General features: G+C 38.4%; 22 protein-coding genes and 1 pseudogene. 21 read left to right on the forward strand and 2 right to left on the reverse strand.

The genetic code is table 11. The annotated features are described in order from the left end of the window. The first annotated feature begins 3 nt into the window (after positions 1-3). From HMPREF9707_RS08750 to rlmH, 14 genes are all read left to right on the forward strand, one after another. Positions 4-300: a PspC domain-containing protein gene (locus HMPREF9707_RS08750; RefSeq protein ID WP_006701722.1), complete on the forward strand. Its 297-nt coding sequence runs from the start codon at positions 4-6 to the stop codon at positions 298-300. Positions 301-442: 142 nt separating this feature from the next. Further along, on the forward strand, positions 443-1,375 hold the full coding sequence (gene hprK / locus HMPREF9707_RS05590; RefSeq protein ID WP_006701723.1) for an HPr(Ser) kinase/phosphatase: 933 nt from the start codon (positions 443-445) through the stop codon (positions 1,373-1,375). Between the two features lie 2 nt (positions 1,376-1,377). Beyond that, on the forward strand, positions 1,378-2,172 hold the full coding sequence (lgt, locus tag HMPREF9707_RS05595; RefSeq protein WP_006701724.1) for a prolipoprotein diacylglyceryl transferase: 795 nt from the start codon (positions 1,378-1,380) through the stop codon (positions 2,170-2,172). Positions 2,173-2,186: 14 nt separating this feature from the next. Further along, positions 2,187-3,212, forward strand: a complete 1,026-nt coding sequence (locus HMPREF9707_RS05600) for an NAD(P)H-dependent glycerol-3-phosphate dehydrogenase (RefSeq protein WP_006701725.1) — start codon at positions 2,187-2,189, stop codon at positions 3,210-3,212. 14 nt (positions 3,213-3,226) lie between these two features. Then, positions 3,227-4,171 carry a thioredoxin-disulfide reductase gene (gene trxB / locus HMPREF9707_RS05605; protein ID WP_006701726.1) on the forward strand — a complete coding sequence of 315 codons (945 nt, stop codon included), beginning with the start codon at positions 3,227-3,229 and terminating at the stop codon, positions 4,169-4,171. A gap of 2 nt (positions 4,172-4,173) precedes the next feature. Beyond that, positions 4,174-5,886 (forward strand): phospho-sugar mutase, encoded by a 1,713-nt coding sequence (locus tag HMPREF9707_RS05610; protein ID WP_006701727.1) that lies wholly within the window; start codon positions 4,174-4,176, stop codon positions 5,884-5,886. Positions 5,887-6,016: 130 nt separating this feature from the next. Continuing rightward, on the forward strand, positions 6,017-6,724 hold the full coding sequence (gene yycF, locus HMPREF9707_RS05615; RefSeq protein WP_006701728.1) for a response regulator YycF: 708 nt from the start codon (positions 6,017-6,019) through the stop codon (positions 6,722-6,724). A gap of 101 nt (positions 6,725-6,825) precedes the next feature. Next, on the forward strand, positions 6,826-8,676 hold the full coding sequence (gene walK, locus HMPREF9707_RS05620) for a cell wall metabolism sensor histidine kinase WalK (protein WP_006701729.1): 1,851 nt from the start codon (positions 6,826-6,828) through the stop codon (positions 8,674-8,676). A gap of 4 nt (positions 8,677-8,680) precedes the next feature. Further along, positions 8,681-10,093 (forward strand): two-component system activity regulator YycH, encoded by a 1,413-nt coding sequence (yycH, locus tag HMPREF9707_RS05625; RefSeq protein ID WP_006701730.1) that lies wholly within the window; start codon positions 8,681-8,683, stop codon positions 10,091-10,093. Next, entirely contained in the window at positions 10,093-10,932 is an 840-nt protein-coding gene (locus HMPREF9707_RS05630; protein WP_006701731.1) for a two-component system regulatory protein YycI, read from the forward strand. Before yycH ends, HMPREF9707_RS05630 begins: the two co-directional genes overlap by 1 nt. A 21-nt stretch (positions 10,933-10,953) precedes the next feature. Continuing rightward, the gene (locus tag HMPREF9707_RS05635; protein ID WP_006701732.1) at positions 10,954-12,849 is read left to right on the forward strand and encodes a DUF2207 domain-containing protein; all 1,896 of its coding nucleotides are present in this window, start codon (positions 10,954-10,956) and stop codon (positions 12,847-12,849) included. Between the two features lie 132 nt (positions 12,850-12,981). After that, a complete protein-coding gene (locus HMPREF9707_RS05640; protein ID WP_006701733.1) occupies positions 12,982-13,839 on the forward strand; it encodes an MBL fold metallo-hydrolase in 858 nt (285 codons plus the stop codon). Between the two features lie 111 nt (positions 13,840-13,950). Further along, positions 13,951-15,207, forward strand: a complete 1,257-nt coding sequence (locus tag HMPREF9707_RS05645; protein WP_006701734.1) for a S1C family serine protease — start codon at positions 13,951-13,953, stop codon at positions 15,205-15,207. 228 nt (positions 15,208-15,435) lie between these two features. Then, on the forward strand, positions 15,436-15,915 hold the full coding sequence (gene rlmH / locus HMPREF9707_RS05650) for a 23S rRNA (pseudouridine(1915)-N(3))-methyltransferase RlmH (RefSeq protein ID WP_006701735.1): 480 nt from the start codon (positions 15,436-15,438) through the stop codon (positions 15,913-15,915). A 191-nt stretch (positions 15,916-16,106) separates the two neighbouring features. Here the strand turns inward: rlmH and HMPREF9707_RS08755 are convergent, their stop codons facing one another. Further along, on the reverse strand, positions 16,107-16,484 hold the full coding sequence (locus HMPREF9707_RS08755) for an NAD-dependent epimerase/dehydratase family protein (RefSeq protein ID WP_083857182.1): 378 nt from the start codon (positions 16,482-16,484) through the stop codon (positions 16,107-16,109). 224 nt (positions 16,485-16,708) lie between these two features. On the opposite strand from HMPREF9707_RS08755, the gene HMPREF9707_RS08960 reads away from it, so the two are divergent. From HMPREF9707_RS08960 to HMPREF9707_RS05680, 6 genes and pseudogenes are all read left to right on the forward strand, one after another. Next, positions 16,709-16,855, forward strand: a complete 147-nt coding sequence (locus HMPREF9707_RS08960; protein ID WP_006701737.1) for a hypothetical protein — start codon at positions 16,709-16,711, stop codon at positions 16,853-16,855. Between the two features lie 139 nt (positions 16,856-16,994). Then, positions 16,995-18,204, forward strand: a pseudogene (gene istA, locus HMPREF9707_RS05660) (IS21 family transposase). Then, positions 18,197-18,943 carry an IS21-like element helper ATPase IstB gene (gene istB, locus HMPREF9707_RS05665; protein WP_006701740.1) on the forward strand — a complete coding sequence of 249 codons (747 nt, stop codon included), beginning with the start codon at positions 18,197-18,199 and terminating at the stop codon, positions 18,941-18,943. Before istA ends, istB begins: the two are co-directional and overlap by 8 nt. Positions 18,944-19,450: 507 nt before the next feature. Further along, positions 19,451-19,609, forward strand: a complete 159-nt coding sequence (locus HMPREF9707_RS08965; protein ID WP_156790260.1) for a hypothetical protein — start codon at positions 19,451-19,453, stop codon at positions 19,607-19,609. Continuing rightward, positions 19,593-20,678 (forward strand): restriction endonuclease subunit S, encoded by a 1,086-nt coding sequence (locus HMPREF9707_RS08530; protein WP_006701742.1) that lies wholly within the window; start codon positions 19,593-19,595, stop codon positions 20,676-20,678. The genes HMPREF9707_RS08965 and HMPREF9707_RS08530 overlap by 17 nt, the downstream gene beginning before the upstream one ends. Before the next feature lie 409 nt (positions 20,679-21,087). Next, positions 21,088-22,323, forward strand: a complete 1,236-nt coding sequence (locus HMPREF9707_RS05680) for an IS256 family transposase (RefSeq protein ID WP_006701743.1) — start codon at positions 21,088-21,090, stop codon at positions 22,321-22,323. Positions 22,324-22,472: 149 nt separating this feature from the next. Here HMPREF9707_RS05680 and HMPREF9707_RS05685 read toward each other — a convergent pair whose 3' ends face one another. Then, on the reverse strand, positions 22,473-23,330 hold the full coding sequence (locus HMPREF9707_RS05685) for an ROK family protein (protein ID WP_006701744.1): 858 nt from the start codon (positions 23,328-23,330) through the stop codon (positions 22,473-22,475). A gap of 353 nt (positions 23,331-23,683) precedes the next feature. On the opposite strand from HMPREF9707_RS05685, the gene HMPREF9707_RS05690 reads away from it, so the two are divergent. After that, positions 23,684-25,597: a BglG family transcription antiterminator gene (locus HMPREF9707_RS05690; protein WP_006701745.1), complete on the forward strand. Its 1,914-nt coding sequence runs from the start codon at positions 23,684-23,686 to the stop codon at positions 25,595-25,597. Positions 25,598-25,599: the final 2 nt, after the last annotated feature.

Genomic DNA, 25,599 nt, shown 5'->3' on the forward strand with positions numbered 1-25,599 from the left:
AGAATGAATAACAACAAACGTCTTTATAAATCTTCGACAAACAAACAAATTATGGGGGTTTGTGGTGGACTTGCGGAATTTTTCAATGTTGATCCAACGGTCGTCCGTGTGATTACGATTATCTTAATTTTCTTAGGGTCTTCAGGATTTTGGTTATATCTTTTATTAGGGATTGTCTTGCCGTATGACTATCAAGTCAACGGGCAAACTCGACCGACTTATCGTTCCGTTAACTCACAAGGAAGTCGTTATAAAAAAGATGTAACACCTAAAAATGAAGGACGCTGGGACGAGTTTTAATCAATATATTTAAGCAACTGCGATTGAGCAGTTGCTTTTTTTATGAACTGAAGATTCAATAGTGAGCAAGGTAATGTTAAGATGGATAGCTCAGGTTGAATATGGTAACATTTAACCAGATATAAAGCCATGGAGGGATAACATGACACGTACAGTTACCGTAGATAAATTAGTCAATACGCTTGCTGTGACCATTAAATACGGCAGTGAATTTAAGGATAACAAACTTTATACCAGTGAGGTTTCACGACCTGGACTTGTTTTAGCGGGATTCTCTCAAGGATTCCCTCACGAACGAATTCAGTTGATTGGTCGAACAGAGATGGCTTATTTAGAACAAAAAACGGACAGCGAAAAAGAAGAAATCTACCAGGCGCTTTGCCATAATGACACGCCAGCGATTGTGTTTGCACGAGATATTGAGATTCCTGCAAAGCTGATTCCATATGCTCAAGCGGCTGGGATTCCAATTTTAGGTGCAAAATCTAAGACCAGTCGCGTTCTTTCCAATTTGACCAATTTCTTAGAACATGAATTGGCTGAGCGCATCTCAAAGCATGGGGTGTTTATGGAAGTGTACGGGATGGGTGTGATGTTAACAGGAACGAGCGGAGTCGGTAAATCAGAGACCGCACTTGAGTTGATTCAACGTGGGCACCGACTCGTTGCGGATGATCGCGTCGAACTCTATCAGATGGATGAGTTAACACTCTTAGGGGAAGCACCGGATATTTTACAAAATTTAGTTGAAATTCGCGGCCTCGGCATTGTTGATGTCGTCTCACTCTATGGGGTCGCTGCAATACGCAGTAATTTACAGCTTGAGTTAATCATTAATTTAGTTGTAGATGATGGTACGGTCGTCTATGACAGGTTAGGGAATATGGAAGATTATGAAGAAATCTTCGATGTTAAAATTCCTCGCATTACCATTCCAGTAAAAACTGGACGAAGTCTTTCTGTAATTATTGAGTCCGCGGCAATGAATCACCGTGCCACTTTAATGGGCTTTGATGCGAAAGAAACCTTTAATCGCAAGCTCAGAGAGCTGATTGATAGCAATCGTGAGGTTTAATGATGATAGGATTATTTTTAGCAATTTCTCGTGTTGCCTTTGAAATTGGCCCCCTCAAAGTTCATTGGTACGGTTTAATTATCGGTGTTGGAATGTGGCTAGGGTACTTTATCTTTAAACGTGAAGGGCTGCGACGTGGATTTTTATCAGAACATCTGTTTGATTTGTTTTTCTGGACGATGGTCAACGGCTTAATCGGCGCACGGCTCTATTATGTATTATTTAATTTAGACTTTTTCTTACAAAATTGGTGGGAAATTCCCGCTATTTGGCATGGTGGCATGGCTATCTATGGTGGGGTTATCGGTGGAATATTGACCGTGTACTATTATAGTCGCCATTATCACTTACCTCACTTGGAATTAGCTGATTGTGCAGCGCCAGGGTTAATGTTAGCTCAAGCAATCGGGCGCTGGGGAAACTTTATTAATCAAGAAGCACACGGCCAAGTGGTGACGCGCCAATTTTTAGAAAGTTTGCACTTGCCAGAATGGTTGATCCAGCAAATGCATATTCAAGGGCAGTATTATCAACCAACGTTTCTCTATGAATCTGTTTGGAACGTCATCGGTGTTTCGCTGATGCTGATGCTGCGTCGTTACTGGAAATCTTTACGAGCAGGAACACTGACTAGTTTCTATTTAATTTGGTATGGGTTAGGACGTTTTTGGATTGAAGGAATGCGCACCGATAGCCTGTATTTAGGTCCGATACGGATTTCTCAACTTGTATCGCTCGTTGCAATCGTGAGTGGTATTGGTTTGTTAAGTTATGTAAATCGTCAAAAACAATCATAAAAGGAGTGGACGGGATGCGAGTAGCAGTATTAGGTAGCGGATCTTGGGGAACCGCCTTAGCCAAAGTATTAGCAGAAAACAAACATGAAACGACATTATGGGGAATTGAACCTGAAGTTATCGAGTCCATCAATATGCATCAGGAGAACGAACGCTATTTGCCTGAGGCGAAGTTACCAAGCGAGCTTGAGGCGACGTTGGACTTATCTCAGGCTATTCGACGAGTGGAGTTGATTGTCTTAGCGGTGCCAAGTCAAGCGATTCGTGAAGTATGTCAAACGTTAAAAGAGGAACTTCAGCATCAAGAGATTGCCCCAATTATTGTCCATGTCGCGAAAGGAATCGAACGTGGTACGGAGCTCCGTTTAAGTCAAGTGATTGAAGCAGTTATGCCACGCGAAACGTATCGTGGTATCGCTGCTTTATCTGGACCGAGTCATGCTGAAGAAGTTGCGCGACGTGACTTAACTTCCATTTCAGCAGCAAGTGAAGACTTGGCGGTTGCTGAAGCGGTTCAACAAGCGTTTATGAATGACTATTTCCGCGTTTATACCAACCAAGATGTTCTAGGTGTGGAATTAGGTGGTGCACTCAAAAATATTATTGCGGTCTGCGCGGGGATTATTGCCGGACTGGGATACGGCGACAACGCGAAAGCTGGTTTAATTACCCGTGGCTTGGCAGAAATTACGCGACTCGGTGTTAAACTCGGCGCCGATCCTTTGACATTTAGTGGATTAAGTGGGGTTGGCGATCTCATTGTAACGTGTACCAGTGTCCACTCAAGAAATTGGCAAGCTGGGAATTTATTAGCATTGGGCTTAAATCTTGAACAAGTTCAACAAAAAATCGGCATGGTCATCGAAGGGACAGTGGCTTGCCAAGTGGCACGCAACTTGGCACGGAGCCAAGGTGTTGAAATGCCTTTAACCGAGATGTTATATCATTATTTGTATGAAGATCCAGATTTTTCAATTCAAGAAGCCGTGCAACAATTGATGTTGCGCGAAGGCAAGCATGAGACAACCTATTACGATTAAGGAGACGGTAAAATATGACGAATTTATATAACGATGTGGATGTACTAGTAGTCGGGGCAGGTCCTGGGGGATTGACCGCTGCTCAGTATGCATCGCGCGCGAATTTAAAAACGGTAATTGTCGAACAAGGAGCTCCCGGAGGTGAGTTATTGAATACTGCCGATGTCGAGAACTATCCTGGCTTTACTAAAATTAGCGGTCCTGAATTAGCCGCTAAAATTTACGACAGTTCGATGTGCTTTGGGGCGGAAAATGTGAGCGGTCACGTCGCTGACATTGTTTGCGAGGGAGCCTATAAAATCGTGACAGTCGGTGACACAACCTATCGTGCAAAAGCGGTCATTATTGCGACGGGAGCGACGCACCGTGAATTAGGTTTAGAAAGTGAGAAGCGACTGACTGGTAAAGGGGTCTCTTACTGTGCGGTCTGTGATGGTTTCTTCTTCCGAAATCGCGATGTCGTTGTCGTAGGTGGAGGAGACTCTGCGGTCGAAGAGGGAACATTCTTAACGCAATTTGTAAATAAAGTGACACTAATCCACCGTCGCGATCAACTTCGCGCACAACAAATATTACAAGATCGCTTATTTGCGAATGAAAAAGTCGAAGTAATTTGGAATAGTGAAGTGAAAGAAATTAAAGGAGATCAAAGCGTCTCGTCCGTCTTGATTGAAAATACTGAGACCGATGAACAGTCTGAGATTCCAGCAGAAGGAGTCTTTATCTATGTTGGAATGGTGCCTAACTCACAAATGGTGGGACAGTTAGGTGTAACGAATGAGGAAGGTTGGATTGTGACGAATGAGCGAATGGAAACGACCGTTCCGGGACTATTTGCGGTTGGAGACGTGCGCTTAAAACATCTACGTCAAATTGCAACGGCAGTTGGCGATGGAAGTATTGCGGGACAAGCTGCGTATGAATATTTACAAACTTGGAATGAATTTGAAGGAGCATAATGATGGATTGGCAAAAAGCATATCAAAAGTGGCAAACACATATTGAAATGGATGAAGAGCTACGCCAAGCGATGGCAAATTATTCTCCCGAAGAAGCGCAAGAGGCATTTACGGGAGCATTGTCATTTGGGACGGCAGGCATGCGAGGAATCTTAGGGCCTGGCACCAATCGGATGAATCGCTATACTGTTCGTCAGGCGACGGAAGGGTTAGCTCAATTAATCATCCAACATCAAGCGCAAGAACGCGGTGTGGCGATAGCGTATGACTCAAGACATTTTTCGCCCGAGTTCGCCCAAGAAGCAGCTTGCGTGTTAGGTCATCACGGAATTCAAGTCTATCTCTATGAGCGTTTAAGACCGACACCGGTGTTATCATTTGCGGTACGATATTTTAAAGCCTATGCGGGAATTATGATTACTGCCAGCCATAATCCAGCCGAATATAATGGTTATAAAGTCTATGGGGAAGACGGAGGACAGATGCCACCGGTCGAAGCTGAGCAGTTAATGGATTATGTTAGTCAAGCGGCAGATCCGTTGGAAGTTGCTACCTCGGATTTTGATGAATTGGTAGCATCAGGCAAGATAAAAGTGGTTGGTGACCAAGTTGATCAAGCTTATTTAGATGCGATGAAGTCTGTGACCATTGATTCAGAGCTAATTCAACAACATCAATCGAATATTTCAATTGTCTATACACCACTGCATGGGGCTGGGATGTATCTTGGTCTTAAAGCATTGAAGCAAGCTGGCTTCGAACAAATTCATGTTGTTGCCTCGCAACAAGAACCGGATGGTGCCTTTCCGACCGTTAAAAGTCCGAATCCAGAGTCAGCTGAAGCTTTTGATGAGGCACTACAATTGGCTGAAGAAGTTAAGGCAGATATTATCTTAGCAACCGATCCCGATGCGGACCGGTTAGGCGCGATGATTCGCACTGCAACAGGAGACTATCAAATGCTGACCGGTAACCAAATTGCGGCGATTATGCTCGATTACTTATTAGAAGCAGCTCAAAGCCAAGATAGCCTGCCTACAAATGGTGTGGTGGTCAAATCGATTGTCTCAACCGATCTTGTAAGACCGATTTGTCAACATTACGGCGTCGAAGTCGAGGAAGTATTGACCGGCTTTAAATTTATTGCTGAGAAGATCAAGGGATATGAACAATCTGAGACAAAACAATTTTTAATGGGATTTGAAGAAAGTTACGGCTACTTAATCCGTCCATTTGTTCGGGATAAAGATGCGATTCAAGCATTGGTCGTCTTGGCAGAACTTACAGCGTACCATCAATCCCAAGGCAGAACGCTCGGTGATGCGCTGGAATCAATCTATCAACGTTACGGCTGCTATTATGAACATACCATCGCCATTACGTATCCTGGGTTAGATGGTGCCGAGCGCATGCGTCAGATTATGGCACATATTCGTCAACAAGGTCCAAGCCAACTCGGTGAGATCGCTGTCGTTCAAAGTGATGATTATTTAACGAGCCAGTCAATGCAAAGCGATGGACACAGTGTGCCTTTAACGTTACCAACTAGTGATTCGTTGAAATATCATTTAACGGATGGCAGTTGGGTAGCGTTAAGACCGAGTGGTACCGAGCCGAAAATTAAACTTTACATTGCGACGAAAGCAGATTCGATGAATCAAGCAGAAGCCAAAGCCCAGCGGATTGAAGCAGACTTGCGGACCTATGTTCAATAGTTCAACTTACTGAATTTAACAAGCGAACACCTTGCTCTACCAAAGCCCTGTAAGCGTTCAAATTTTGACAGAAAATAGAATAAAGGTATAATAGATTAGAAGTATATGTCCCAGATAAGGAGGGCACGGAATGAAAAGAATCTTAGTAGTCGATGACGAAAAACCAATCTCGGATATTATTAGCTTCAACTTAAAAAATGAAGGATTTGAAGTATTAACTAGCTTTGACGGTGAAGATGCGATTGAGACATTCAATGAAGAACAGCCAGACCTTGTTATCTTGGATCTTATGTTACCGAAAGTGGATGGACTTGAAGTCTGTCGCCAAATTCGTAAAGAGAGTGCCGTTCCCATTATTATGTTGACGGCAAAAGACTCAGAAATTGATAAAGTGCTTGGACTGGAACTGGGCGCAGATGATTATGTGACAAAGCCTTTCTCAAATCGAGAACTGATTGCTCGAGTCAAAGCAAACTTACGACGTAATTCTGCGATTCTTAACGAAGCATCTGAGCAACGTCCGAATGATATTGAAGTTGGTGATTTAGTCATTCATCAAGATGCCTATACTGTCACTAAAAATGGGGAAGATGTTGAATTGACCCATCGTGAATTTGAACTGCTTAGCTACTTGTCGCAACATATCGGACAAGTGATGACCCGTGAGCACCTATTAGAAACAGTGTGGGGTTATGACTATTTTGGTGATGTGCGAACGGTCGATGTTACCATTCGTCGTTTACGTGAAAAGATTGAAGATCAGCCAAGCCATCCGACTTATATTTTAACGCGACGTGGCGTAGGCTACTACTTAAAAAATCAAAATGGCGACAATTAATTTGTCGCAAATAATTAGCCCCGTAGATTGATTCTACGGGGTTGACTATTAATAAAAATTAAGGGAAGATTATTTGTAATAAGAAGATAATAGGTGACTTTATGAGAAAAACACGGTTTCGTTTCTATCAATCGATTTACTTTAAAATACCTCTCCTGTTTTTATTTATTTTACTGATTAGCTTTCAGTTTATTGGGGTATTTTTTATTGACCAGTTAGAATCTCAAACGATTAATCAAACGAAAGCTCAAATTAATACGCAAGCGGACTTTTTAATGAATAACGTGGTCAATGTAATGGTCAATAATGCGGAAGATAGTCAACAGACTTATGTCCAACTCAATCAGACTTTAGATACCTTTACATCGACTTTGCCCGTTCGAATTAATGTGGTTAATAATTCAGAGACGATTATTGCGACCAATCAAGGATCGGAGCTGAGTTTGATTGGAACTCAAACGACGGAGCCGGAAGTTCGCAACGTTATTTTAAATCGTTCGATGATGGAGTTAGAATCGTATGATAATGAGACGAAAACACCGCAGTATCAAATTATTAAGCCTTTGTTAACACCTGACGGGACCAGTATCTTAGGCGCTTTATTAATCGAGACCAATTTAAATCAAGTGTATCAGCAAAACAATAATATTATTGATTTATTTGTTCAAGCAACCTTTTTGGCGATTGTCATTGCGATTGTGATTGCCTTAGTCCTCAGTCAAGGTCTGACACGACCGATTGAAGAGATGCGTCAACAAGCCTTGCGAATATCAGAGGGAGTCTACAATTATCCTGCGACAATCTATGGAACGGATGAGCTGGGTGAATTGGCTAATACGATTAACGAACTTGCGATTAAAGTAAAAGATGCCCAAGAATCGACCGAATCTGAACGTCAGAGATTGGACGGGATTTTACGGCATATGACAGACGGCGTGATTGGAACCGATCACCGCGGTAAAGTCTTGCTAGTGAATGATCGTGCGCTATCTTTACTTAATTTACGTGAAGATCAAGCGCACGGCCAGTCAATTTTGAAGTTATTAGGTATTGAGGATCAATTTAAACTAAATGATTTGTTCCGTAAAGAGCAAGAAATTTTAATGGTACAAGATGACGCAGAGCAGTCTATTTATAAAGGGGAATTCTCGATTATCAAACGCGATAGTGGATTTATTTCAGGGTTAGTTTGCGTCCTAACTGACGTTACCGAGCAACAAAAGACAGAACAAGAGCGACGTGATTTTGTATCGAACGTCTCTCATGAGCTAAGAACGCCACTCACAAGTATTAAAAGTTACTCTGAGGCTCTGGCTGAAGGCGCTTGGCAAGATGAATCAATCGCCCCTCATTTCTTAGAAGTTATCGAGTCTGAAAGTAATCGGATGATTCGAATGATTTCGAACTTATTAGATCTTTCCAAAATTGATGGTGGACAGATTGTTTTAAATAAAGATTATGTCGATTTAAAGCGCGTGCTGAATTTTATTTTAGACCGCTTAGAATTTACCGTTGCCAATGATCCAAACGGAGAGAACTATCAAATTGTTCGCGAGTTTACGCCGCGTGATATCTACGTGGATATCGATCAAGACCGGATGACTCAAGTGATTGATAACTTACTGAACAATGCGATTAAGTATTCACCAGATGGCGGCACCGTGACGGTCAGACTATCAGAAGAGCAAGGTTATGTAAAAGTGAGTGTGATTGATGAAGGCTTAGGAATTTCGAAATCTGACGCTGAACGCTTATTTGAACGCTTTTATCGAGTTGATAAGGCGCGCTCACGAGAACAAGGTGGGAGCGGTCTTGGCTTAGCGATTTCTAAAGAGGTCATTGAATTACACGGTGGTCAGATTTGGGTTGAAAGCGTAGAAGGAAAAGGAAGTAACTTCAGCTTTACATTACCATCGACATCTTTTGAAGATATCGAAGAAGATTGGGGGTAGGAACATGATAAATCGTTTGAAGCGACTATTACCTTATATTTTAAGTGCTTTAGTTATTTTAGGGTTATGCTTGTCCTACTTTATTTTCTACGATATTCGAGGGATTCAAAGACTGATTGGGATTGAACAAAGATTAACCACTCCTGAAGTGAGTGAATCGGACGACGAATCGAAGGTGGGGAGTTATCTCTATTCACCGATTCAGCAACGTTACTCGGATATTGTTACTCCGTCAACGATCTATTATCGTATGGTGGATCAAACGTATTGGGTTCGTTCACAAAATACGTATCAATCGATTAAAACATTAATTGAATCTCGCCCGATCCACGTGAATGACTCGCATGAGACGGTCAATCCTGGAACCTTAAATTATTTATGGGAGATTGAGCATTTACAATTAACCTTTCCACACCGTATTCCTTTAGGGGTGTTGAATCATCTCGTGGAAACTGAAGATGGGGACCTTGAGGACTTTTTAATTGACCGAATTGTTATCCCTCTAATTCCTGATGAAGGTGGCAATGTTTACTTGATGGATACGGGAGCGAATCGATTCGTTGTTGGACACCTTTCTAGACAGCTTAAAATCGAAGATTTAAAAGAAACATCCGAACAAAATAAAGAAAATCTCGTCCCAATGATTCGCTATGCAGGGCGTAGGGGGCCGATTTATTTACCTGAATTAGCCATGACGTTATCGACTCAGTTGTATACGCTCGAAGCGGTCCCGGAGAACTTATTAGTGAATCAGATTTTTCCGGACAGTGATTACAGTCTATTAGAAATCAACCCTGCGGGAGACGCACCAATTTATCGCTATCAAAACTATTTAAACACGCTCGATATTGATCGGACGAAGCAGTTGATTAGTTTACAACCCAACCGAGTCGAACAAGGAGAGGCACGGACCATTAGTGATAAAGTAACCAATACTTATTCCTACTTACAACAATTGGAGTATTGGCAAGGGGAATTACAACTCGAGCGAGCGGCTAATAATCATATTATCTATCGGCGATTGGTCAATGGGCTTCCAGTTCGCAGCGGATCGAAAGAAGCCGATTATGGGGAAATTACCTTTCAATTAAGAAATGACCGGAGCGGTGATGTTTATCGCTATCAACAGCCAACGTTATTTCCAAATATTTTTATCGACTCACTCTTTCAAGAAGTGACGCTAGATAATCATGAGCAGTTGCTCAATAATATTCAACAATATAATATGATGCTAGGGAGCTTTGATGCGATTTTTATAGGGTATTACTGGGAGAAAGATATGGAGAATTTCCGTAAAGTTCAGCTAACACCCCAATGGTTCTTTGAGTATCGCGGCGAAGTTTATACTTACGACGAAGTGATGAGCGAAACCTTTATTGATTATTGGTTCCAAAAAGAGGCAGAGGAGGAAGCGTAATGGACTTTAAACGAATTCAAATTGCACTGATTATCTCGTTTTTGCTATTTGATATTTATCTAATCTTTATGCTCTTCGCACGAATCAATACGATTTCAACGTATAATGCTACAGCTAGAAACTTAACCATCGAACAAGAGTTGAGTGCTAGAGGTATCTCTTATCCTAAGTTAAAATCCGACTCGCAAGAAGTCCCTTATGTCGTTGCTTCCAAAAATAATTATTTAGCAGCAAATATTGGACAGCTTAGCAATCAAAATGCCTCTGTTGATGGTGAAGGGACTCTTACAAGTACCTTTGATGAGCCTGTTAAGTTAAACTTGAATTTAAATGATCAAACGACGGGATTGTCTGAAGAAGACCGGACCCTCTTAACGAATAACTATTTATCGGATCCAGAAATGTTTATTGGCGGTCAATACTATCGAAATTTCTGGTATGTCAACAGTCAGCGAACCATCTATATTCGAATGACGGCATATGATGGCAATCCCATTACCGATGGAACCGCAGAAATTCAAATTAATTTAGATGAGAACTATAATATGGTAGGCTATATTCAAACCTTCCAAGCAGATATTACCGCTTTGAAGCAAAAAAGTCGCATGATTACTGAACGCGAAGCCATCGAAGTGATTGACCGTCGAGCTGAGACATTAATTCCTGACGGTTCACAAATTCATTATTCGGTTTTCACGTATTATCGATCACAAGAATTGGATAAATTTAATGTGTATTCACCCGCATGGCAAGTCGTTTATGATAATCAAAATGGACGTTATACCATTACTGTAGATGCAATCCGAGGAACTGTAATTCAACGAAGACAAATCAGCTAAGTATAGAAGGAGTTGAAATGTATGAAACGCAATCCATTTAAAATAATTCCGATTCTTTTATGTCTTTTATGGCAAGTAGGGCTGACAGCGATCCATGCGCAAGAAGTTCGTTTTGATATGAATCAGATTGAAATGAAGGGAGAAATCTCTTCGGAAGGTCATATGACGTTCCGCGAAATCTATACGTATGACGTCGAATTTATGAATGGGATGTATATTACAATCGATCATGATCAACATAACTTAACAAATTACCGCGTAGGGATTGTGGATGAACAAGGAGATGTGACGTATTTAAGCGAAGGTTTAAATGGTCGAGAAGGAACTTATAAAACGTCGGATGATGGAAAACTTTTAAAATTTCAAATTTTCTATCCAGCAAAAAACGAACAAGTCCGCGTTTTAATGGAATATACGCTAGAAAATTTAGTCACAAACTATTCTGATACAGCTGAACTCTACTGGGCGTTGACAGGAGATCAATTCGACTCCGCTTACGATTATCATGCGATTATTGAGCTTCCTGGTAAAGTAAATCAAGTTGAAGACTTTCGAACCTGGGCGTACGGCCATTATGAAGGAGAAGTCTATCCTCGAACAGAAGATCGAAGTTATATCGAGGTGACTGTGCCGAATAATCCACCGAATCAACTGATTGGTTTACGTGCGATTTTCCCAACATCATTAACCCCGAATAATCCAAACAAAGTGGATGCAGCGATGAAAGAGCAAATTATTGAGAAGGAGAATCAGCAAGTAGAAGCGGATCTCCAGCGTCGCGAAGCAAAACAACGTAGTTTAATGCGTCGCTTATTGGCCTTATCTCTTGCGCCACTCTTTACGATTTACGTGGGCTATTATTATTTTTCACGGAAACGTCGCTTGAATCCGAATCCGGTTCATATTCCAGATCATGTCTATTCATTACCCGCTGATTTAACACCGGCGATTATGGCAACGACCGTTTTGCGTAATGAACCTAATTCGGATGATTTCTCGGCTACGATTATCGATATGGCACGAAAGGGTTATATAATGATTGAAGAAGTTGACCGTGAAGAAGGAAAAATTTTCCGTCGACGTTCTCAGACGGTCCGAATCAGCCCATCGTCGCATTTGACTCAGGAAAGATACAATCAGCTCGAACGACACGAGAAATATGTCTATGATTACTTATTACCTGATGATGAGCCGGTTATTTTACGTGATATCGAAGATCGAATTCGCAAAGAATCGCACTTTGCTCGCACTAAAAATCGTCTATGGAATCAGTTCAGCAACTATGTCTCAGCGGTCGGTGAAAAACAACGTCAAGCTCCAGCTGAAAGACAAGTTGCCATAAGCTTAGCAATGTTTAATGTATTTGTATCTATTGGCTTATGTGTGCTCATGCTTGTTTGGGTGATTGACTCACCTTTAGCAAATTGGCTCCAATATATTGGTTTCTATTTTGCAATAAATGCAATCGCTGCGATTATCCTAATGATTTTGACTGCCGCAAAACCCATTCGTTCTTACGAAGAAGATAAGCAAATCAAAGAATGGCAGGGCTTTGCGAATATGTTAGACGATATTGGTAATATGCGAATGCGTGAAATAGCCTCCCTCCCATTGTGGGAAGAGTATTTGGCTTATGCAGTTTCGCTCAATGTGGCAGATAAAGTGATTGAAGCCATGAACCAGCAATATCATATTGAAGAATTACAGACAGAAATGCATATGCCGCTTGTTTTCTATCGTAATCCTTATTGGATTAATCAGGTCATTCGACCAACGATTAATCAATCGATTGCGGACGCCGCACCAAAACCTGTTTCAAGTAAATATACTGGATCAAACACCGGCGGCTTCGGTGGAGGCTTTTCAGGGGGCTCCTTTGGCGGCGGCGGTGGTGGCGGCGGAGCCAGTGGTTTCTAAATAAAGGATGTTTAAAAACCCATAAGGTGAGTTTTCCAAGTGAAAGCTCACCTTTTCTAATGAGCCACCATCGATTAGCAGTTTAGAGAAGATTTTTGTATAATAAAGATGAAGAATGAGAGAAGTGATGAAATGATCAGTAATTTAAATAGTCTAAAACTCGGCTCGTCCTCGAAGGTTGCTACAGTCGAATTGGATTCGCTACAATTTTCGGTATTAGCGAGTGGCAGCAGTGGTAATTGTACGTATATTGAATCAAGCACAACTCGTTTAATGGTCGATGCTGGCTTGAGTGGAAAAAAGATCGAGGGGCTTTTTCAACAAATTGACCGTAGTTTGAAAGATGTCGATGCAATTTTAGTGACGCATGAGCATAAAGACCATATTCATGGGCTTGGTGTGCTAGCACGACGCTATCATATACCAATTTATGCGAACCGTCGGACTTGGGATGCAATGATGCCTTCGTTAGGTAAAATCGATCCAGAGCTCTGCTTCCTCTTTGAAACCGATACAATGTTAACGATTGGAGACATCGATATTATCAGTTTCCCGGTCAGTCATGATGCGATTCAACCGCAATTCTATGCCTTTCAGAAAGCAAAGAAACAATTTGTGATGTTGACTGATACGGGTTATGTGAGTGATCGATTGCGCGACCAGTTAAAAAATGCGTCCGCCTATTTAATTGAATCTAATCATGAGTTGGAGATGCTCCGATCAGGACGCTATCCTTGGTCATTGAAGCAACGGATCTTAGGTGATAAAGGACACTTGAGCAACGAGGATGGAGCCTTAGCGATGGTCGATTTGATTGGGAACCAAACCAAGTCTATCTATTTAGGGCACTTAAGTCGTGATAATAATACAAAAGAAATTGCGATGAAATCGATGGAGTATATTTTGCACCAGCATGATTATTCTACGACCGATTCCATGCGTCTTTATATGACACACCCTGATCAGGCAACTGGATTGCGCCGAATTTAATTCATATTTTGTTAACAAAATGACTCGAATATCTCTTAAATAGTTCATAATGTATTCATATTTTCGTGTTACATTAGTTTTAGTTAATTAATAGATAAGAGGGGATTCACAATGCGAAATCAACAACAAAATATTCAATGGTGGAAAAATATTTGTGCAGGGATGTTAGGGACACTGGCCGTATTAGTGGTGGCTGGATTGTTTGGTCTAGGATTAACAGATCCGGTTCAACCTCGCAATGTCCATTCACAAGCAAGCTTATCTGATTTTGAAAGTACCATTACCGGTGTAGTTGATCAAGTTCAAGACTCCGTTGTGACGGTGAATAACTACCAACGCGATCAACAAATGGGGAATATTTTCTGGGGCAATGATGGTCTAGAAATTAATGATATTCAAAAAGAACCCGTCCTAGCTGGTACAGGTAGTGGTGTTGTCTATAAAGTAGACGGAGATACTGCCTATGTCGTAACCAATAACCACGTGATTGCCGGGGCGGATCAAGTTGAAGTCGAGTTACGCGATGGTACCGTACATGAAGCGGAAGTCGTTGGATCGGACCAAATTAGTGATCTGGCCGTGCTAAAAATTTCTGCTAAGGGAGTTGGCAATCCAATTGAATTTGCGAATTCAGATGAAGTAAAAGTAGGTCAAACGGCGATTGCGATTGGCTCACCTTTAAGCTCACGCTTTGCATCTTCAGTGACGCAAGGGATTGTATCAGGGCTTAACCGTTCGATTCCGGTAGATATTAATGGGGACGGTCAACAAGACTGGGAAATGACCCTAATGCAAACAGATGCAGCGATTAACCCAGGTAACTCCGGAGGAGCGCTCGTTAACTCGCAAGGACAGTTAATGGGAATTAACTCCAGCAAATACGCCTCTTCACAAATTGATGGGATGGGATTTGCGATTCCAAGTAATGAAGTGAAACACATTATTAGCATGCTAGAAGAGCACGGCGAAGTGATTCGTCCAGTCTTAGGTGTGGGAACTTATAACTTAAATCGTTTCAGCCGTCGTAGTTTGGAAGAAGAATTGAACTTACCTGAAACGGTCACAGAAGGAGCTTTAATTGCCAATGTACAATCTCAATCTGCTGCGGATAAAGCAGGATTAGAAGCATTGGATATTATTACTGCCTTAAATGGTGAACCCGTGACTGACTCACAAAGTTTGAAACGAATTTTATATCAATATCAAGTTGGTGATACGGTGACCTTAACGATTTATCGTGAAGGTGAAGAAATGCAATTAGAAGTTACGTTAACGAATAAATTAAATCATCAAGATTCATCGCCAATGTATCCGGTTGAAGATGACGGTGGGGAACAACCTAACTCAGAAGATGAGATTATCGGATAATAAGTTATCCACAGGAACTTCGGTTTCTGTGGATATTTTTATACAAAAAACAGAGAAATGGACTCTATTTGTGAAAAAAAGTTTTTTTTCACTAAAAAATAAACATTTTTCAACTTGTTTTACACAGAAAATATGGATATGAACAGACTTATCCACAGCGTCAAGTGAAAAGGGGTTCGCAAAGCGTTGGCAAGATAAGGTATACTATAGACAAAGGGGCGTGAAGCAATGAATATTGAAATTATTGTAGTAGGCAAACTTAAAGAAAAATATTTAAAACAAGGCATCGCAGAATATATGAAACGTATGAAACCGTATGCGAAAGTCTCCATCATTGAAGTTCCCGATGAACCAACGCCAGATCAACCGAGCGAAGTCGAAAAAGAACAAATTCTTGAACAAGAAGCAGAACGGATTTTAAGTCGGGTGGGTGCGAACCGACGACTGATCGTGCTAGCCATCGAAGGTAAGTTGATAACTTCTGAAGCGTTAGCGAGCACCTTAGAACAATATGCTATTTATGGTGATAGTAAAGTGACTTTTGTAATTGGAGGGTCACTCGGCTTATCCGAAGCCATTAAAAAACGCGCAGACCATTCGATTAGCTTTGGTCGAATTACATTGCCTCACCAATTGATGCGTTTAGTGTTAATGGAACAAATTTATCGATCTTTTCGAATTATTAATCATCATGCGTACCACAAATAAATGAGGTTTTTACGTAAAACCACAGCTCAAACTAATACGGATTCACTAGCTGATTTTAAAAGCTAGTCATAATTGTGATCAGTAGTTCAGAATGAGCCTTACCACAAATAAGTGAGGTTTCTTCGAGTAACCACAGTACAATCTGGTGTGGGCCCCCGCACTATTGGGGCTATTTATCGCACTAGTCGGGGCTAAAGTCCGCACAGCTGGAGCTTTCGCTCCGCAGTATTCAGTGGACGTACAAACACTATATTAAACGATTCAGACTGTAACTTTTCTAACAGCTGTTCAGCTTGGAGCTTACTATCACCATAAAAATTATCCGGATTAGGTAATGTTTCCTTAGTAATTACTGCTTCCTTTGTTCCAAAGACAATAATACTACTCATATAAACAAAATGAGGAACGCCTTCGCTCTTGGCTTTTTGGGCAACTTGAACTGATAAATCACGATTCACTTCGTAATATAAACTTTCAAGTGACTTATCAGAAGAATTATGTGCAATCCCAGCGACATGAACAATAGAGTGATAATCACTTGTTAATGCTAAATTAGATTCAGCAATTATTGATAGATAAGTTTCGGCACTTTATTCCAAAAAAAGAACCAATTCAGTTATACTTTTGCAGTATCAATTGAATTGGAGGATAAGAGGTGAACGAAAAAAAGATGAGTATTTATCATGAAATCCATCGATTACATCGATTGGGATTCAATAAAAGTCAAATTGAACGAAAAGTTGGAGTGAATCGAGACACGGTGAGGAAATATCTGGCAAAGGACTTTAAGTAAATGTCCGAATGGACATATACTTTACAAAATCGAGCCAAGAAATTAGATCCTTACGCAGACATAATTCTGGAGTGGCTGAAGGAGCACAGCGATTTATCGGCTGCTCAAATTGAGGACTGGCTATTGGAAGAATATCCGGATCTGTAAAAGGCAATTATATAATGTAGGAAATCGGCAATTTAAAATTGTTGGTTTTCCTACATTTTTTATATACTTTTCTTATCCCCTTTTCAGAAATGGAGGAATCAGGATGAGAAAAGATATTTGAGAAGGAGTGAAGAAACATATGATAGATGGTATCAAACCCAATTATGCCGCGTTAGCGAAACAATATGGCTGTGATTACCGAGCAGTCAAAGCAGCCTATCATGAACCTTTAGAAGGAGGAAAAAGACCGGTACAGAGGAAGAAGCGGCCAAGTAAACTGGACCCTTATAAAGCAACGATTGAAGAGAAACTGAAAGACCAATGTAGTGCGTATAGTATTTTTAAATTTATTGAGAAGAAAGGTTTTGATGGGAGTTACAGTTTAGTCAAACAATATTGTCGGTCATTGTCGGTCCTTTAAGCAAGAGAAAATTAAGAAAGCAACGGTACGAATTGAGTACACTCCTGGCCTGTCGGCCCAAGTGGACTGGAAAGAAGAAATGAAAGTGATCAGCAATCAAGGAGAAATCTTTACGTTTAACATTTTTCTTCACATACTGCCTTATTCAAAGAAGAGGTATATCACGCTTACCTTTGATTGTAAACAAGATACCTTATTTTCTTGCCTAAATGACGCCTTTTACTACACCGGTGGTGTGCCTGAAGAAATCTGGTTCGACAATATGAAGACGGTCGTGGATCATTCAAGAACACAGTTTTCAAAAGCGCAACGGAATGAGCGGTTTTATGCCTTCAGTAAAGACGCCGGTTTTCGGACGATGGTTTGTCGTCCCTTCCGACCACAAACGAAAGGCAGCGTCGAAGCACTAGCACGAGCAGTTGAATGATTGCGTGTCTATAATCACGAGTTCTATGACAGCGTGGATTTAATCCATATCGTCAATGATTTATGTGAAGAAATGAATTCAGAAGTGAGCCAGGCGACCAATGAGATTCCCAATCTCCGAAGGGAGATGAATGAAAAAGAGCACCTACACAAATTGAAGAAAGACCTTTTGAAACCTTACTTTAAAGACTTTATTACCCGTAAAGTCACCAATGAGGCGATGGTCAATTTCCGTCAGTGTAAGTACTCTGTCGACCCTCGTTATATCGGAAAAGAAATTGAAGTCGAACTTTTCGAAAACGAAGAGCACGTGCACTTCTATTATAACGGAGAGCGGATTCGTTCGCACCAGAGAACCACAAAAAAATTGAATAACCATCAAGAGGATCTGGTACAAATCTTAAAATCAGAAGCCATGAGCCACAAAGAAGACGAAATACAGGAACACATTAGACAAAGTATGAAATTATATGATTTATTGGAGGACGAAACCGATGAGTAGTTCATATCAGAAACTATTAAACAACCTAGAAGCCTTGAATTTAGGCTTTATGCGAGAATATGTGCCAAATTATATAGATATCGTAAATGAACAAGAAATCCCCTTTACTGAAGCTCTTTTAAAACTCACAGAGCAGGAGCTGGTTTTTCAAGAAGAACAGAAAGTTGAGCGCGTCATCAAACGCGCTCGATTTCCTAAACGAACCACTTTAGACGAATTCGATTTTGATTTTCAGCCCAGCATCAATAAAAAAGAGATCCTTGATTTAAAGTCGCTCAGTTTTTTAGAAAAGAACGAGAATTTGATTTTTATTGGCAATCCCGGAGTCGGCAAAACACATCTCGTCATTGCCTTAGGTATTGAAGCCTGTCGACAGGGCCATCGGACCTTGTTTATCAGTTGTCATGAGCTCCTTTTGCGCCTGCGGGCGGCTTACGAGAAAGGCACAATCAAACGAGTGATCAAACGATACGTACGGTATGATGTACTAATTATTGATGAAATTGGCTATCTGCCTATTCAAAAAGTTGAGGCTGACCTCTTCTTTCAATTACTCACCTTGCGTTATGAGCAGAAAACAACCATGGTCACTTCAAATATTACACTGTCCCGCTGGGGTGAGCTTTTCCAGAACACTGAAATAGCCGCCGCCATCTTACACCGACTGGTCCATCATGCGAAGATTTTTAAAATCACTGGAAAGTCCTACCGTCTAAAAGGAAAGTTAAAAAATGACTAACTAATTAAATTGCCCAAAACCTACATTTTTAGATTGCCGAATACCTACAATTTTAAATTGCCCTTGACAATTGTTGAGAACGTACTTGATAGCGTTCCAACTAACACGACTTGTGCTTTTATTTTACCTGATAAAAAGTTAGATAAGCACAATGATAAAAAAATTTTAAAGAAGCATAGACTTGAAAAGATTATTAAATTACCCGAGACTACCTTTTTTGGAATAGGTATGACAACCTCTGTCTTCATTTTTACTGCAGGCATTAAGCAAAGTGGTCAAAGTATTTTTGCTTGCTACATTGAAGAAGATGGACTAGTAACAGTTAAGAATCAAGGGTGACAAGATGTTCATAATCGTTGGGCGGAGATTGAAGATTACTGGGTAGAAGTTATTCGTCGCCAAACAGGTCATGGAACTATTCAATGGTTAGATCCGAATGAACATTTATCATGGCAAGAACCAGAACCACCGTTTGAATTATTTGAAGAGGATTTTATGAGGTCTTTAATGGACTATGAAATGTTTAAACAGGGGATTGATGTTAAAGAGTTCAAGTCAGAGATGTCCGATAATGTTTTCTATAATTCTACTACAGAACTTAACGATAACATATTATCAATAAACATAGATACGGTAGATGAGGTGTTGGATGATGACGAGAATTAATATCCATTCTTGGGAAGAGTTTAAACCGGAGAGCATTTTTTCTCATGTATCAAGAGGTACTCGATTAAAGGTTGCAGATAGAATTTCTGGAGATATTCCATTGGTTACTGCTGGATTTGAAAACTATGGTATTGCTGATTATGTCTCAATCAAAGAGGTTGAAAATAAATTATACGATGGGATCAATATTACTATTGATATGTTTGGTAATGTCTTTTTAAGAGATGAGCCTTTCATATGTGACGACAATATTTTGGTACTATCTAATGACAAATCTAAAGAAGCTAATCTATTCTTGGTGGCTGTGTTGACTGCAACTTTGTCAGGGAAGTATAGCTATAAGAATCAATTTCGATTAAAGTCTTTAGATAAAACAGTTCTAAATCTTCCAGTGACTTCCCAAGGAGAACCTAATTGGAAGATGATGGAGGAAGTCGTTGAAGTTCACCATGAGAAAGTTAGCAATCACTTGAACAGTTTCAAAGTAACACTCAACCAAGAATTTGTTCCAATTCCTATTGAAACTTGGAAAAGCTTTCTTATTGATGACTTATTTGAACGTAAACCCGCTAAATTTAAAGCTGATCGTAAGTTTTCAAAGGCTAATGATGTGTCTGAGGTAAAAGACGATGAATTTTCATTACCATTGACCAATGCTAAGCATGGTGATAACGGAATTATGTACTATGGTCGCCCTGATGATTGGAATGCAGTTGAGATGTCAATTGATGTAGTGGCTAACGGAGCTATTGCTGTTGGGGATGTTTATGTTCAAGTCCAACCTACTGCTACACTTGGAGATTCATTTTTGATGAAACTTAAAAATGAATACCAAAAACATGAATCAGAAAATATGTTGTTATTTTTAGCTACAGTTTTAGAAAAAACTATAAAACATAAATTTAGCTATGATCATAAATCTACTTGGAATCGTGTGAGAAAAGAATCCATTCTTTTACCTGTAACTGATGAAAATCTCATAGATTGGGAATACATGGAGGAATTTATAAGTTCATTACGCTTAATTTCTGAAGAACAAGTCAATAAACTAGGTGAATTAATAGTCTAAAAATTAAAAAAAAGATGAATTATAAAAAATGGAAAATATAACTAGAAAAGTATAATTTTTGAACTTTATTCTCACTCAACTCCCTCTCTATGAATTCATTGAAGATAATTATTTATTAGAAAGAGATAAATAGTTAAGCAGTTCCAGTAATAACTTATTGGACAATAATGATTATCATATTTTTGGTCTGCCGTTTTATAATACTGAATATAACTTAGAAGGATTTCCAGATAAAATAAATGAATTTTTAGAATATACTATAATTAAAATTGGCTTTGCAGATTATTACAAGAACTGCAAAGCCCATAGTGTAAAATTTCTTGTGTAACCTCCAAAGTCCATAGAAAAAGGGACCTTTATCTTGTAAGATTGTAGTTACGACAAAACAATCACTTACAGGAGGTCCCTTATGGAAAACTTTAACACAAAATTAATGACAGCACTAGCTAAAGGTGAGTCTATTCATGAAATTTTTAGACAAGCCTTGGAGGATGCAGTTAATCTTTTGCTAGAATCCGAAAGAACCGTCTTCTTAGATTATGAAAAATGGGATATTAAAGGATATAATTCTGGAAATTCAAGGAATGGTTATTACTCTCGGCGTTTAAAGACGGAATATGGCACCCTCGAACTCAAGATACCCCGAGATCGCTTGGGTGAATTAGAAATTCAAACGGTTAAAGCCCTGAAAGAGTCTCATTCGCATCTCGAACAAATGATTATTTTGATGTATCAAAAAGGGATTACGACTCGTGAAATATCGGATCTCATCGAAAAAATGTATGGGCATTATTATTCAGCAGCTACCATCTCGAATCTATCAGACAGTTTTAAAGACGAATTGTATGCTTATCGTCAGGAAGTGATTCAGGCTGATTATGTGTGTCTTTATTGCGATGCAACCTTTATCCCAGTGAGACGAGGGACGGTTTCTAAAGAAGCTGTGCATACCATCGTGGGCATTGATTCGAAAGGCTATAAGAAAATACTCGATTTTCAAGTATATCCTACAGAGTCAGCGCTCCATTATCGTGAAATGCTTCAAGATTTGAAACGTCGCGGTCTCCAACAGGTCCTACTCTTTGTTTCAGATGAATTAACCGGTTTAGCAGAAGCCGTTACCCATGAATTCCCTCAAGCCTTACACCAAAGTTGTTGGACCCATCTTTTGAGACAAATGGGTTCAAAAGTGAGAGTAAGTGATCGTTCAGAAGTTCTAGCGGCTTTAAAACAGATCCCCAAAGCTTCCAATATCAAGGAAGCGACACAGCTACTGGGTGAATTCTGTCAACAATGGGAATCTAAATATCCAAAACTGGTAAAACAGATGAGAAACAAACAGAATCTCTTCTCTTTTATGCATTTTCCAAAAGTGATTTGGCCTTCATTGTATACCAACAATCTTTCCGAAAGTATCAATAAACAACTGAAGCGACGTACAAAAACGAGAGAACAATTTCCACATGATTATTCATTAGAGAAAACCGTTTACTGTTATGTTTCAGAATATAACACACGATTTAGCCAACGAATACATAAGGGATTTGGACAAGTAACGTTTGAATTAGAGGCGCTCTTAGCACAGAAACAATCCGTTAAACGGAGTCAAATGACACTAAAGAAGAATGAAACACACGTTTCATAAGTAATCAATTAAACACTTAAATAAAGTATTAAAATTATCATATGAACTGATTCGTATAAAATACAATTTTACAATCGAGTTTACACAATTTTTTTGACACTACCTGCAAAGCCATTTAATATATTTATTTAAAATAAGTATTAAATACTTTATTTTAACTGTGACTTACCTAAAAGTAAACTTCCAACAATACCTGAGTCACTTCCTAATCCAGTTGGAATAATATACTCATCAATAGGCGGCAAATTAACATAGTCATTTAATAATTCTAAGAATTTAACTTTAATTAAATCAAGAAGATGTTTTTGATTCATTACACCGCCACCAAATATAATACAATCAGGACTGAGTATTAATGTATAGGCCATTGCCGCATGAGCTAAATAATGAGCTTCAATTTCCCAAGCCTCATGTTCCTCAGGTAAATTTTTTGCTCTAATACCAAAACGTTCTTCAATTGCGGGTCCAGAAGCTAACCCCTCTAAACAATCTTTATGGTAATCACAAACACCTTTATAAGTATCCTTTTTATGTCGTGGTACTAAAAGATGCCCCATTTCTGGATGTCCAAAGCCAGTTAATAACTCTTGATTTACAACAGCGCCCCCTCCAATACCTGTTCCTACTGTGATATAGACACAAGATGATTTCCCTTTAGCTGCTCCCAGAGTTATTTCACCTAATGCCGAAGCATTTACGTCAGTATTCCAACCGATAGGAATATTATAACGTCTTTTAACTGTCCCTAAAAAATCAATATTGCGCCATAGTTTTTTTGGAGTAGATGTAATATATCCGTAAGTTTCTGATTGTCGGTTTACATTAATTGGCCCAAAAGATCCTATTCCAATAGCTTTTAATTCGTATTGATCAAAAAAATTAAAGATACTATCAAATGTTTCTTCTGGGTGAGTTGTCGGAATAGTGACTCTTTCTATAATATTTAAACTGTTGTCACTTACTGCACAAACAAACTTAGTTCCTCCAGCTTCAATAGCTCCTATCATATCTTACTTCCTTTCAATATTTAGTTTATATATTTATGCTACTAACACTATATATGCTAATTTGTTATACTTTAATGTAATTAAAATGGAATTACTAATAAGTACATAAATTTCTGGTTTAGTAAGGATTCTTTGCCATAGTACTTAGGAGAGATGCAATTTTATATTAAATTAACGTAATGCGAAGATTTTGTTTCTATTCACAATATAGAAGAGCAACTTAACCTTATGTAACTAGTATAAGATGCAAATGATAGAATATGTACCTAATTTTTTTAAACTATATTTAAAAGTAAAACGTTTTCAACGGTGTTTATTAATTTTATAATGAAAGCGTCAATAGGGGGATAACAATGAATAATCAACATTTTAAACTTTTAAAAATTATTTATGAGAACAATGTAGTTTCTTATAAGGAACTAATAAATAGATTTAAATTGTCAAGGTATTTAATAGGTAAATATATTGAGGAAATAAATTTATATTTAGAAAGTTTAAAAATTAATTCAAGGATTAATTTTAAACCTAGAATTGGTTTTTCAATTGGAGGTGAAACTAATAAAATTGAAGAATTATTAAATTCTTTCGATGATACAAGTGACTTAACGAAAGATAAAAGAATAGTACAGCTTCTATCTTTGCTACTTGATATTAAAGGTCGTGTTACCATTCAAGAATTAGCGGATAATATGTATATTAGTAGAAGTACACTTGAAAATCTATTAAAGGATGTTCGAAAATTACTAAAGAAATATGACATTAATATTATTGGAACGAAGTCTGGTATTTATCTAGATTTAGAAGAAGAAGATAAAAGACAACTTATTTCAAAACTTATTAACACTTATAAAAGAAAATTAGTGGCTGGTAGTGATCATAAAGAGGGATTAAAGATATCTTTAAAATTTTCAGAAGATATTAAAGGTTTTATTGATTTAAAAACAATAAATAAAGTGGCAGATATTGTGGGAAACTTTATTAATGAAACTAATTTATACCTAACTGAATATGAATATAATTCCCTTGTGATACACATAAGCATCTCGATTGATAGAATGAAAAAAAATTTCATTGTTAGACAAGAAAGTCAAATATACGATTTAGAGAAAAACACTAGAAAACTGATTATGAAAATAGAAAACGCATTTGGAATTCAATTACCAGAATTTGAAAAAAATTATATAGATATCCATATTAAATTTATACAACAGAATAATGTTAACAAAATTGAGTATAGCGATGAAAAACACCCTAATGACAATAAAGAAATTTCAAAGTTTAGAGAAATAACTAAGGAGATATTAAGCGATCTAAATCCTGATGAAGAACTTATTGAAGATTTGACTGTGCATTTAAAAAGTGCTGTTAATAGATTAGGGAATAATATAAGTATTCGCAACCCTTATCTGGAACAAATTAAATCTAATTTTATACCGGCATTTGAACAAAGCAAAAGATTAGTTCTTGGTTTGGAAGACGACTTTGATATCGAATTTGATGAAGACGAAATAGCTTACATTACTATTCATATCCAATCTTTTTTTGAGCGAACTAAAAATGATGATGTTACAGATATAATCTTGGTCTGCAGTAGTGGCTATGGTACTTCTAAGCTATTAGAACAAAGAATAAAAAATTTTTTTGGAGAAAAAATTAATATTGTAGATACTGTGGGTATAAATCAATTAAGTACTTTGAAATTGGATGATGTATTAATAGTAACCACAGTACCTATAACAGATTCTTTTACCAAGTCTGTATATGTGAATCCTTTACTTACAAAAAAAGATATTGATAAAATTCAAATGCATATAAAATCGGCGAATCGAAGTTCTAATTTTATTAAATTATTATCTGAAGATTTTTTTAAAATTGATAATAAAAATATGAAACAAAAAGACGTTATTAGGAATATGGTAAACGACTTAGAAGAGAATAATTTTGTGAAGCCTCAAATATATGAAAGTATAATTGAAAGAGAAAAGCTATCATCTACTGCTATAGGAAACATTGCTATACCTCACGGAGGAGTAGAATACGTAAATTATCCATTAATTTACGTATATATAAATAAAAATGGAATTGTTTGGGGAGAAGAAAAGGTCCAAATAGTATTTTTATTTTTGTTAAATGAGAGCAAAAAAAAGGAACTTGATGATATCTATAGTTTCTTTAATGAAATAATTAATAGTGAAGATGTTTTAAATAAAATAACAAAAGTAAGAGATTTTGAAGAGTTTATAGAAGTCTTAGTGGAAGAGGGATGAAT

It is taken from the genome of Falseniella ignava CCUG 37419, from assembly GCF_000301055.1.
GTDB lineage: Bacteria > Bacillota > Bacilli > Lactobacillales > Aerococcaceae > Falseniella > Falseniella ignava.